The sequence below is a fragment of the Kutzneria buriramensis genome, assembly GCF_003387475.1.
GTDB classification, from domain to species: Bacteria; Actinomycetota; Actinomycetes; order Mycobacteriales; family Pseudonocardiaceae; genus Kutzneria; species Kutzneria buriramensis.
This window is the reverse complement of sequence record NZ_QUNO01000023.1, coordinates 129,197-140,969: the sequence shown is the minus strand read 5'-3', so window position 1 is coordinate 140,969 and position 11,773 is coordinate 129,197. Positions and strand designations below refer to the sequence as shown.

General features: G+C 68.3%; 10 protein-coding genes. 6 read left to right on the top strand and 4 right to left on the bottom strand.

What is annotated here, in order from left to right; all coding sequences use genetic code 11:
* Positions 1 to 89: 89 nt before the first annotated feature.
* Positions 90 to 695 (bottom strand): hypothetical protein, encoded by a 606-nt coding sequence (locus BCF44_RS47085; RefSeq protein ID WP_116181078.1) that lies wholly within the window; start codon positions 693 to 695, stop codon positions 90 to 92.
* A 108-nt stretch (positions 696 to 803) separates the two neighbouring features.
* On the opposite strand from BCF44_RS47085, the gene BCF44_RS47080 reads away from it, so the two are divergent.
* Positions 804 to 2,006 carry a hypothetical protein gene (locus BCF44_RS47080; RefSeq protein ID WP_147328941.1) on the top strand — a complete coding sequence of 401 codons (1,203 nt, stop codon included), beginning with the start codon at positions 804 to 806 and terminating at the stop codon, positions 2,004 to 2,006.
* Positions 2,007 to 2,100: 94 nt separating this feature from the next.
* Positions 2,101 to 2,940, top strand: coding sequence for a C1 family peptidase (locus BCF44_RS47075; RefSeq protein ID WP_116181076.1), 840 nt, complete (start codon positions 2,101 to 2,103; stop codon positions 2,938 to 2,940).
* Between the two features lie 132 nt (positions 2,941 to 3,072).
* Here BCF44_RS47075 and BCF44_RS47070 read toward each other — a convergent pair whose 3' ends face one another.
* Entirely contained in the window at positions 3,073 to 4,095 is a 1,023-nt protein-coding gene (locus BCF44_RS47070; RefSeq protein ID WP_116181075.1) for a zinc-dependent alcohol dehydrogenase family protein, read from the bottom strand.
* 172 nt (positions 4,096 to 4,267) lie between these two features.
* Here BCF44_RS47070 and BCF44_RS47065 point away from each other — a divergent pair, with 172 nt between their 5' ends.
* Complete coding sequence (locus tag BCF44_RS47065; RefSeq protein ID WP_170218141.1) at positions 4,268 to 5,167, top strand: helix-turn-helix transcriptional regulator; 900 nt, start codon at positions 4,268 to 4,270, stop codon at positions 5,165 to 5,167.
* A gap of 60 nt (positions 5,168 to 5,227) precedes the next feature.
* On the opposite strand, the gene uvrA is transcribed toward BCF44_RS47065, so the two are convergent.
* Positions 5,228 to 8,089, bottom strand: a complete 2,862-nt coding sequence (gene uvrA / locus BCF44_RS47060) for an excinuclease ABC subunit UvrA (protein ID WP_116181073.1) — start codon at positions 8,087 to 8,089, stop codon at positions 5,228 to 5,230.
* Between the two features lie 190 nt (positions 8,090 to 8,279).
* Between uvrA and BCF44_RS47055 the strand changes: the two genes are divergently transcribed.
* The 3 genes from BCF44_RS47055 (at position 8,280) to BCF44_RS47045 (ending at position 11,366) form a co-directional block, all read left to right on the top strand.
* Entirely contained in the window at positions 8,280 to 9,059 is a 780-nt protein-coding gene (locus tag BCF44_RS47055; protein WP_246016223.1) for a maleylpyruvate isomerase family mycothiol-dependent enzyme, read from the top strand.
* Between the two features lie 69 nt (positions 9,060 to 9,128).
* Entirely contained in the window at positions 9,129 to 9,806 is a 678-nt protein-coding gene (locus tag BCF44_RS47050) for an MBL fold metallo-hydrolase (protein ID WP_116181072.1), read from the top strand.
* Between the two features lie 201 nt (positions 9,807 to 10,007).
* Entirely contained in the window at positions 10,008 to 11,366 is a 1,359-nt protein-coding gene (locus BCF44_RS47045) for a CBS domain-containing anti-phage protein (protein ID WP_147328940.1), read from the top strand.
* Between the two features lie 10 nt (positions 11,367 to 11,376).
* Here the strand turns inward: BCF44_RS47045 and BCF44_RS47040 are convergent, their stop codons facing one another.
* Positions 11,377 to 11,757 (bottom strand): type II toxin-antitoxin system VapC family toxin, encoded by a 381-nt coding sequence (locus BCF44_RS47040; RefSeq protein WP_211353565.1) that lies wholly within the window; start codon positions 11,755 to 11,757, stop codon positions 11,377 to 11,379.
* Positions 11,758 to 11,773 lie beyond the last annotated feature (16 nt).

Below are 11,773 nucleotides of genomic sequence, written 5' to 3'. Positions count from 1 at the left end.
TCGTTCCGGCCCACGACAGCCCGGGTCGGGCCGGTGAACCAGCCGGGGGTCGAGGAGACTGCGAGCAGCTGCATCTCAGGTGACTTTCGTCAGTAGCCGGTGGTGCCGGCGCCCAGGTCGGGACTGCTGGTCGTCGGGGCCGCGCCCGCCTTGGAGGTGCCCGGCGCGCCGCTCGTGCCCCCGGAGGTCGCCGCGCCGGCGGCCTTCTTGCCCTGCGGCGTCACCGCGAACCACTTCTGCATCGCGCCCTGCCCCTTGGCGTCACCCGGCGCGGTGTCCTTGGCGTACTTGTAGACGGCCCAGCCGTTGATGGTGATCTGCTTCGTGCCGTCCTTGCGCAGGATCACGCCCACCACCGACTGGTCGACGCCGTCCAGCGTCGCCGTGCTCGAGGTGGCCAGCTCCGGCGGCCAGGCCTTCGCGCACGCGTCGTTGCAGTTGGACGTGGGCGGGTTGGCCGTGTCGCCGTCGAACCGGTACAGGGTCATGCCCGCGGCGTCGGTGACGACCTGCCCCAACTGGCCGACCGTGGTCGCGGTCAGCTTCACCTGGTTCGGGTCGGTCTGCTGGCTGGTGGGCTGGGCGGGCGCGCCGCCGGCCGCCGGTGTCTGAGCGCCGTTGCCACCACAGGCGGCAACGGTCGCCAGCCCGAAGGCTGCGGCCGCAGCCAGCACGATCACGCGGGTCCGGTTCATGGAGGGTTGCTCCTTCGGTTGACTTGGACACCCCAGAACACGACGGCGATGTCTGACTGGTTCAGGTAACGGGGGAACTTTTTTGTCCGACCCCCTACGGTGCACACCGTGACGTGGCGGAACCTGCTCCCGATCGTCGCTCTGGTGCTGGCCACCGGCGGTGTGGCCGCCGACGGCGGGCAGCAGAGCGAACTGGTCGTGTACGCCGGCGGTCGGCTCGGGGCCGGCGTGCCCTGGCTGGACACGCTGCTCGTGCTGGTCGCCGTCGTCGGCGCCACCGGAGCCGGGCTCGCGTTCGGCGCGCGGTGGCCCACCCTGCTGCTGGCCGCCGCGCCGCTGGACGTCGTGCTGCTGGTCGCGTCCCTGAACCCGCCGGCCGACCTGCGGCTGGCACTGGTCGTCGTGGCCACCGCCACTCGGCTCGTGTCGCTACTGGCCGTGCTCGCCGGGGCGCAGGAGCGGGAATGCGCGCCGGTGGTCGGGCTCGCGGTCGGTGGTTACGTCGCCGGCAGTTACATGCCCGGCGCGCACTGGTTCCTCGCCGCCGGCGCGGTGGGCGGATTGTTGGCGGCCTTGGTGGGCAGACCGGCCGCGCGAGACGAACTCCCGCCGAGCGCTCCCGCTACGCCCGACACCACGGCACCCACGCCTGTTCCTCGCCCGACCCCCACTCCCCGCCCCTCCACTCACCCTGCGTCCACTGTGGATCGCCGGGTGGTCATCGTCGGCACGCTCGCCTCGCTGCTGGCCCTGCTGCCGTTGGCGTTGACCGGTCGATCACCGCAGGAGACCCTGGGGCTGACCGGTTCTGTGTTCGCGGCGGCCGCTGTGGTGCTGGGTTCCCTGTTCGGCTGGCGTTCCCTGCTGTGGCAGCTGGCGACCGCTTTTGTCGTGCTGGGCATCGGTTTGCCGCTCGGCGGCGGCGTTTCCTGGCCGTACATGGTGATCGGCGTGGTCGTGGGCTGCGCGCTGTCCTTCCTGCCGTACCGCGCCTTCATCGCCGCCGCGCTGTGCCTGGTTTCGGCCTTCGTGGGCAGTTCCGTGCCGGGAATCGTGTTCGCCGCGCTCGCCTGCCTTGCCGCCGCGGCGCTTCCGTCGCTGGTCAAGCGCTCGTCGACACCCGTCGTGTTCGGACCGTTGCTCGCCGTGGCGGTGACCGCCGGCTCGGAACTGATTCTCTGGTCACAGGTAACGTTTAACGGCCAGCAGGGTGGGGTACTTTTCGGCGACGGACAGGTGACGGTCCCTCTGTTGTGCGCGGCCGCGGCGGTAGCCCTGGGACTGGGCGTCGTCGAGACGCTTAACAGTTAACCCCACCAGACGAAAGTACCTACTTCACGAGTGTTGCTCACTCTTACTTTTGCCTTTCCAGATCTCCCTGCACCTGATCTGAAAAGGACAGTCCATGAGCAACACGCTCTCCCGTGTCGCGATCGCGCTCGTCGCCGCCGGCGCCGTCGGCGCGATGGCCGCCCCGATCGCGACCGCCGCCCCGGCCCACCCCCTGCACCGGGCCAACGGCGCGCTCCTCTCCCAGCACCGCGCCACCCACCGCGAGGCCCTCGCCGAGCACGCCGCCCCGCGTGTTCCGGCCAGCGCCTCCCTCGAGCAGTACACCGTCTCCCCCGGCGACCAGGGCCAGGTCGGCTCCTGCGTGTCGTGGGCGATCGACTTCACCGCGATGAGCATCCTGGAGAACGAGCAGGGCATCAGCGGCCACCCGCAGGCCCCGATGTACACCTACGCGCAGCTGGCCCGCGGCAACGACCAGGGCAGCACGCCGTCGGACACGTTCGACATCCTGACCTCGCAGGGCGTGGACACCATGTCCGACTACTGGCAGGGCAACTTCGACTACACCACCCAGCCCGACGCAGGAGAGCGCGCCAACGCCGCCAACTGGAAGCTGTCCGGCTACACGCCGATCTCCACCGGCAACGGCATCAAGGCCGGCGTCGAGCAGGCCATCGCCAGCGGCCTGCCGGTGGCCATCTCCATCCCGGTGTACCGGAGCTTCGAGGACATCAGCCAGCAGCAGGCGACGGACTACAGCTACTACCCGTCCCAGGGCGACCAGTACATGGGCGGGCACGAGATCACCATCATCGGCTACGACAGCAACGGCGTCCGCGTGCAGAACTCGTGGGGCACCAGCTGGGGCGACAGCGGCTTCATCAACCTGTCGTGGAACTACCTGGCCAACCAGGTCGAGGAGGCCAACGCGGTCGGCAAGCTGGTTCAGTAGTCGCGGTTCGCGTGAGGCACCGGTGCTGCGCCGGCGAGATGTCGGCGCAGCACCGGGAATCAGTCGCGTTCGGCCCGGACGGCGGCGATCGCTCAGCACCATCCGGTGTCCTGGTCACACGGAACAGCGTGGTCAGGGGCGGAGCAGCGCCTTGACGGCACGACGCTGATCCATCGCGGCGAAACCCTCAGCCGCCTGGTGCAGCGGCAGGTCGAGGTCGAACACCTTGCCCGGATCGATCTGCCGCTGCCAGATCAGGTCGATCAGCTCGGGCAGAAACCGGCGGACCGATGCGGGGCCGCCCTGTACGCGAACCTGCGAGCCGAACAGTTCCCGCCCGTCGATGGCGACGCCATGCGGGGCGCCGACGATGCCCATGCCGCCGCCCGGTCGGGTCGAGCGCAACGCCTGGCTGAAGGACTCGGCGGTGCCGACGCATTCCAGCACGGCGTCGGCGCCGATCCCGTTGGTGAGGTCGGCGATGCGGGCGGCGCCGTCGTCGCCGCGTTCGGTGACGATATCGGTCGCGCCGAACTCGCGAGCGAGCTTCTGCCGGGACTCGTGCCGGCTCATGGCGATGATCCTTCGCGCGCCCATGTGGTGGGCGGCGAGCACGCCGAGCAAGCCGACAGCGCCGTCCCCGACGACCGCGACGGTGGCACCGGGCCGGACGCCGGCCGCGACGGCGGCGAACCAGGCGGTGCCCAGGACATCCGAGGCGGCCAGGAGGCTGGGAAGCAGGGCATCGTCCGGCACCTCGGGGGTGGCGACCAGGGTGCCGTCCGCGAGCGGGACGCGCAGTGCTTCGGCCTGGGCGCCGTTCGCGCCGATGAATTCGCGGTGCTGGCAGGAAGCCTGGTAACCAGCCCGGCAATGCGGGCAGGTGTTGTCGGAGGCGAAGAAGCTGCCGACGACGAACTGACCCGGTTGGATCGTCCTCACGTCCGCGCCGACCTCTTCGACGATGCCGCAGTATTCATGCCCCATCGGCGTGGGGCCGGCGACGGGATCGATGCCGCGGTACGACCACAACTCGGACCCGCACACGCAGGCCGCGGAGACACGGATGATCGCGTCGGTCGGATTGATGACGCTCGGGTCGTCGCGGTGCTCGACACGGACGTCACCGGGTGCGTGTAGGACAGTGCCCCGCATGCGTGTTTCCCCTTATCTGAGCGAATGCAGCCCGATCTCGGCGGACTGCTTTCGATTCGGATCCCAGATGCCCTGGGCATCACCAAGGAAACCCGTCGCCGTCGCCGGGCGGGAGGCCGCGTCTATCGGGGGTAGAGACACAACCCCCTTTGGCTCAAGAAAGCGGCGTACCATCACAAACGTGGACAACCGAGCGCAGATTCGGGAATTCCTCGCCACCAGGCGGGCCAAGCTCACTCCCGAACAGGCCGGCCTGCCGGCCGGGAGCGGGCGACGCCGCGTGCCAGGCCTGCGCCGTGAGGAAGTCGCGGTTCTCGCCGGCGTGAGCACCGATTGGTACGTACGACTGGAGAAAGGGCACATCGTCGGTGTCTCCGACGATGTGTTGGAAGCGGTTGCCCGTGCCCTGCAGCTCAACGATGCCGAGCGCGCCCATCTGTTCAACCTCGCCCGTGCCGCGAAACCCGCGCACGCGCCACGCCGTCCGACCAAGTTCGCGCTGCGGCCGAGCGTGCAGCGCATCCTCGACTCGATGACCACCGCCGGCGCGTTCGTCCACAACGGTCGCCTGGACATCCTCGCCATCAACCCGCTCGGCCGCGCACTCTATGCGCCGGTCTTCGACAATCCGGCCCATCGGGCGAACATCGCGCGGTTCAACTTCCTGGACCCCAGCGCTGAGGACTTCTATCCCGACTGGAACGCGACGGCCGACACGACGGTCGCCCTGCTGCGCACCGAAGCCGGCCGCGATCCGCACAACCGCGAGCTGGCCGACCTCGTCGGCGAGCTGGCCACCCGCAGCAATGCCTTCCGCATTCGGTGGGGAGCACACGACGTCCGGACGCACCGCACCGGCCGCAAATCGTTCCACCATCCTGTTGTCGGTGCCCTCGACCTCGACTTCGACACGATGGACCTGTCCGGCAGCACCGGCGAAAGACTCACGCTGACCGCGTGCACCGCCGAGCCGGACACCGCCTCGGGCGACGCGCTGGCGCTGCTCGCCAGCTGGGCTGCCACGCACATCGATGCCGCTGCCGAACCTTCCGGGCGCGCCCATGCCGGGTGAGCCGAAGGAATCGGGGTCCCGGCTGGCCGAGCCCCCGATTCTCCATGGAGATCGGCGTTGTCAGTTCTTCAGCACGTCCCGAAGGAATTCCGCGGTGTAGCTGTTCTTCACCTCGGCGATGTCCTCGGGCGTGCCCTCGGCGATCACCGTGCCGCCGCCGGAGCCGCCCTCCGGGCCCATGTCGATGATCCAGTCCGAGGTCTTGATCACGTCGAAGTTGTGCTCGATCACGATCACCGTGTTGCCCTTGTCGACCAGGCCCTGGATGACGCCCAGCAGCTTGCGGATGTCCTCGAAGTGCAGGCCGGTGGTCGGCTCGTCCAGGATGTACACGGTCTTGCCGGTGGAGCGCTTCTGGAGCTCGCTGGCCAGCTTCACGCGCTGCGCCTCGCCGCCGGACAGCGTGGGCGCCGGCTGGCCCAGCCGCACGTAGCCGAGGCCGACGTCGACCAGCGTCTTGAGGTGCCGGTGGATCGCGGTGATCGGCTCGAAGAAGCCGGCCGCCTCCTCGATCGGCATGTTCAGCACCTCGGCGATGGTCTTGCCCTTGTAGTGCACCTCCAGGGTCTCCCGGTTGTACCGGTCGCCCTTGCACACCTCGCACGGCACATAGACGTCCGGCAGGAAGTTCATCTCGATCTTGATGGTGCCGTCGCCGGCGCACGCCTCGCAGCGGCCGCCCTTGACGTTGAAGGAGAACCGGCCCGGCTGGTAGCCGCGCACCTTGGCCTCGGTGGTGGAGGCGAACAGCTTGCGGATGTTGTCGAACACGCCGGTGTAGGTCGCCGGGTTGGACCGCGGGGTGCGACCGATCGGCGACTGGTCCACCTGCACCAGCTTGTCCACCAGGTCCAGGCCCTTGATCCGGGTGTGCCGGCCCGGCACCTGGCGGGCGCCGTTGAGCTTGTTGGCCAGCACCGTGGCCAGGATGTCGTTGACCAGCGTGGACTTGCCCGAGCCGGAGACGCCCGTGACCGAGACCAGGCAGCCCAGCGGGAACGACACGTCGATGCCGCGCAGGTTGTGCTCGCGGGCGCCGACCACGGTCAGCTGCCGCTTCTTGTCCACCGGGCGGCGGATCGCCGGCGTGGCGATCTCCTTGCGGCCGGCCAGGTACGCGCCGGTCATCGACTGCTTGTTGGCCAGCAGCTGCTTGTACGTGCCGCTGTGCACCACCTGGCCGCCGTGCTCGCCCGCGCCCGGGCCGATGTCCACGATCCAGTCCGCGTGCCGGATGGTGTCCTCGTCGTGCTCGACGACGATCAGCGTGTTGCCCAGGTCCCGCAGCCGGGTCAGGGTCTCGATCAGCCGGTGGTTGTCCCGCTGGTGCAGGCCGATCGACGGCTCGTCCAGCACGTAGAGCACGCCCACCAGGCCGGAGCCGATCTGCGTGGCCAGCCGGATGCGCTGCGCCTCGCCGCCGGACAGCGTGCCCGCCGCGCGGTCCAGGGACAGGTAGTCCAGGCCGACATCCAGCAGGAAGCGCAGGCGGGCCTGGACCTCCTTGAGCACCGCGCCGGCGATCATCTTCTCGCGCTTGCCGAGCGTCAGGCCGTCCAGGAACTTCGAGCACTCCGAGACGCTGAGCGCGCACACCTCGGCGATGGAGCGGTCGCCCTGGGTCTTGTGCGCGAGCGTGACGGCGAGGATCTCCGGCTTGAGGCGCGTGCCCTGGCAGGCGGGACAGGGCACCTCCCGCATGTAGCCCTCGTACTTCTCGCGCATGAACTCCGACTCGGTCTGCTCCTGGCGGCGCTCCAGGAACGGGATGACCCCCTCGAAGTTGGCGTAGTAGGAACGCTCACGTCCGTAGCGGTTGCGGTAGCGGACGTGCACCTGCTCGTCGATGCCGTGCAGGACCGCCTTCTGCACCTTGGCCGGCAGCTGCCGCCACGGCGTGTCCATGCGGAAGCCGATGGTGGTGGACAGCGACTCCAGCAGGCGGATGAAGTAGTCCGCGGACTGGCCGCCCTGCCAGGGGGCGATCGCGCCCTCGGCCAGGGAGAGCTCGTCGTCCGGGACGACCAGCTCCGGGTCGACCTCCTTGCGGGTGCCCAGGCCCGTGCAGACCTGGCAGGCGCCGTAGGGGGAGTTGAAGGAGAAGGAGCGGGGCTCCAGGTCCTCGATGGCCAGCGGGTGCGCGTTCGGGCAGGCCAGCCGCTCGGAGAAGCGCCGCTCGCGCTGCGGGTCGTCCTCCGGGAGGTCGACGAAGTCCAGCACCACCAGGCCGTCGGCCAGGCGCAGCGCGGTCTCCACGGAGTCGGTGAGCCGCTGCTTGGAGGAGGGCTTCACGGTGAGCCGGTCGATCACCACGGAGATGTGGTGCTTCTCCTGCTTCTTCAGCTTCGGCGGCTCGTCGGAGAGCAGGTGCACGGCGCCGTCGACCAGGGCGCGGGCGTAGCCCTGGGACTGGAGGTTGGAGAAGAGGTCGACGAACTCGCCCTTGCGGCCGCGCACGATCGGGGCCAGCACCTGGAACTTGGTGTTGGCCGGCATGGCCAGCACCTGGTCGACGATCTGCTGCGGGGTCTGCTTGGTGATGGCCTCGCCGCAGACCGGGCAGTGCGGCTTGCCGGCGCGGGCGTAGAGCAGGCGCAGGTAGTCGTAGACCTCGGTGATGGTGCCGACGGTGGACCGCGGGTTGCGGTTGGTGGACTTCTGGTCGATGGAGACCGCGGGCGAGAGGCCCTCGATGAAGTCGACGTCGGGCTTGTCCATCTGGCCGAGGAACTGCCGGGCGTAGGCCGACAGCGACTCGACGTAGCGGCGCTGGCCCTCGGCGAAGATCGTGTCGAATGCCAGGCTGGACTTGCCGGAGCCCGACAGGCCGGTGAACACGATCATGCTGTCGCGGGGCAGGTCGAGGTCGACACCGCGCAGGTTGTGCTCCCGGGCGCCGCGAACGACGAGGCGGTCAGCCACTGGTTCCCCTCTTCACGCAAGGCTGGCGGACGGAAAGATCGAAAGTGTGGTCGAGCCCCCATGTTATGCCGAGGGTCCGACAATTTGCGTCGAGGGGCAGGATCCGCAGGTCGGGGGCACTACCGGTGAGCCGTGGCTGGCCGTAGGCTGGGTTAGGTATCTGATCACGCCGCGACGTCGGGATGAGCTGATGGTCAGTAATACCTCCGCCACGCACACGTCAGAAACCACTGGGGTCACCGTGCCGCCGCAACGGGTGCAGCAGTCCGAGGCGGTGCGCGAGGCCGCCGCCGGCCTCGCCGCGGTGGAACGGGCCACAGCCAGATTGCTCCAGGTCGTCGAGGGTATGGACGATGCCGCGGCGCGGGGCGCCAGTGCCCTGCCCGGCTGGACCCGGGGGCACGTGCTGACCCACCTCGCCCGCAACGCCGACGCGCTGGTCAATCTCCTGACGTGGGCGCGGACCGGCGTCGAGCACCCGATGTACGCCAGCAAGGCGGACCGGGACGTCGACATCGACGAGGGCGCCCCGCGGTCGCTGTGGCTGCTGGAGCAGGACATCGTGGCGGCCTGTGGCCGGTTCTCGGCCGCCGCCACCGGTTTGGGTGACACCGCCTGGCAGGCCGAGGTGGCCATGACCGGCGGTCGGCTCGTGCGGGCGTACCAGGTGCCGTGGAAGCGCGTGAGCGAGTTGTGGGTGCACATGGTCGACCTGGCCATGGGGGTGGGTTTCGACGACGTGCCCGTCGACGTGGCCGAACGCCTCACCGGCGAGGCGCTGGCCTACTACCGGTTGCTGGATTCCCGTCCCTCCGTGCACCTTACGGTCGGCGGCCGCAGCTGGGACCTCGCCGGCGACGGCGCCGTGCACAACGTCACCGGCACACCCGGCGGTGCACTCGCCTGGGTGACGGGCCGCGGTGACTCCGGGGTGAGCGGCGACGTGCCCGCCCTGCCGTCCTGGCTGTGAATTCCACCCCAACGAGTGAGACCTCGGCCGCCATGGAGGGACGGTGGCCGAGCGACTAAGTTCGATGGCGTGGACGTTGTCGAGGAGTACACGGGACATGTCGAGCCCAACGGGCCGGCCGCGCGGCGGACGCTGGACGCCCTGACCATCACCAAGATCTCGGTCGGGCCGATGGACAACAACGCCTATCTGCTGGTGTGCCGGCGGACCGGCGACGCGCTGCTGATCGACGCCGCCAACGAGCCCGACCGGCTCGCCGACCTGCTCGGCCACGACCCCGAGCGGCCGCGGCTGAAGACCGTCGTCACCACCCACCAGCACCCCGACCACTGGCAGGCGCTGGGGGCCGTGGCCGGGGCCAACGGCTCCAACACCGCCGCCCACCCCCTCGACGCCGACCCCCTGCCCGTGCCGCCCGACTTCCTCGTCGAGCACGGCGACACCCTCGAAGTCGGCGAGTCCACCCTGGAGATCATCCACCTGCGGGGCCACACCCCCGGCTCCATCGCCATCCTCTACCGCGATCCCGCCGGCCACCCCCACCTCTTCACCGGCGACTCCCTCTTTCCGGGTGGCGTGGGCAAGACGACGACGCCGGAGAACTTCACGTCGCTGCTGAACGACGTCTCCGAGCGGCTGTTCGATGCCCTGCCGGACGACACCTGGTTCTACCCGGGCCACGGCGACGACTCGACGCTGGGCGAGCAGAAGCCCCACCTCGACGAATGGCGCGCCCGCGGCTGGTGAGTGCCGTCGACTGAGCCGCACAGTCCTCGCCGGGATCAGGCAGAGCTGAACCCGCGAGGACTGTGCGGCAGAACGGAAAGAGCCCTCCGATTTGCCGTGCAAGACAGTCGGCCGCCGACGAGGGCAACTCCAAGTCGACCACTCGGGTGAATCGCCCCCGACCTCACCCATCGCTGGCCGGCGGGCCCTAGGGTCAGCCCAGTGGTGGAACCCCAGCCAGAGAATCAGCAGAACCACGGCAACCGGCGTATCACCTTGCGTGATCTCATGGACGCCAGCCTGATCAACACAGGGGAACAACTGCGGTTCAGTCGACCGCGGTCCGGCGAGGAGCACCTCGCATCAGTGTCCGCCACGGCGCACATCGTTTTCGCTGACGGCACCGAGTACAGCACACCGTCCGATGCGGCGAAAGCTGTGACCGACACTCAGGTGAACGGTTGGACGTGCTGGCGGATCAGCGACGGCCGAGTTCTCGCTGCGCTACGCTCCGAACTTCAGGACGGTTCCAACGAGATCGTCGACGCAGCCGAGGCGACCCAGTTCCTGATCGACACCAAAAAATCGCTACGAACCGGCGAGGCCGTGGTTCTCACGGTACGCGAGTTGTTGCAGCACTGGAACGCCCGGACGCGGGGAAGTCGGATCATCCGCCGAATAGAGCGGGATCTAGCCAGTCACGATTTGACAACCTTCCCACATTTCCGAGACGTCACATTGGACACCCAGGTCCGACTTTCATCCAGCTCCCACACATTAACAGGAGCACGTAAGGCGTTCGAGGTGAACGAAATTCACACCGTAGAAACGCCGACTCCCAAGGATGACGCGCCCCGGATCGGCCGCAAGGTAGGAAACCTCACGTCGGCTCTGGGCGGCGTTGCCTACGTGCTACCGGACAGCACTCTTGAACAGGCCGTCACTCGTATGCAGGCCGACGACTTCTCCCAGCTCGCCGTGATGCAGTCCAACAAACGGACGCTGGATGGCGCGATCACGTGGAAGTCGATCGCCATCGCGCGACACAGCAACCCCGACGCCAAACTCCGCGACTGCCTGGTCTACGCACCGTGGATCTCGTACGATCAGGATCTGGTCGGTGTGCTCAGCCAACTGGAGAGCATCGGATTCGTTTTCGTCCGCAACGAGCGCAACGAGGTTTCCGGGATCGTGACAGCCGCAGACCTGGCACAGGAATACGGCGACATGGCAACGCCGTTCTTCCTCATCGGAGAACTCGATCAGTTGCTGCGCCATATCATCACGAGACACATAGACTTGGCGGACGTCATCACCCTCTGCGACTCAACCGGCAAACGCCGCATCACATCGTTCAACCAACTGACGATGGGTGATTACGAGCGCACACTCCAGAACCCGGACGCATGGGCGCAACTGGGGGTGAGGCTGGATCGAAGGATCGTGTGCGAGCGATTGGCGGAAATTCGAAACATCCGGAACGACGTCATGCATTTCAACTCCGAGGACATCCCCAAAAGCTCGGTCGACATGGTCAGCAACTTCCTCCGCATGATCCGCACGAACTTTCCCGGATGCTGACTACGGTTGCTCACACCGCGATGACCTCGAGCATGTCGTGCAGGCCCTTGAAGTCAGCTTCGTTGCGCGTGTAAAGGGGTAGACCCCGGGCGGACGCGATGGCGGCGATCATCAAGTCGAGCCGGCGCGGCTTGGGGTCACGCTTCGCCTCCAGGGTCAGCGCGACCAAGGTGCCGTACCGCGTCGCGGCCTCGCCGTCGAAGGGCAGCGGATCGAACTCGACGATGGCCGCACCCAGGATCTCAGTCCGCGCCGCCCGCGCCACGGCGGACTTGGCCATCACGACACCCTGGTGCAGCTCGGCCATCGTGATCGCCGTGATCTCCGGAACGGCAGGCAGCACCGCTGGATCGAGCACAGCCAGGTCAATGTAGGCGCACGTGTCCAGCACACCGGACTCATGACGA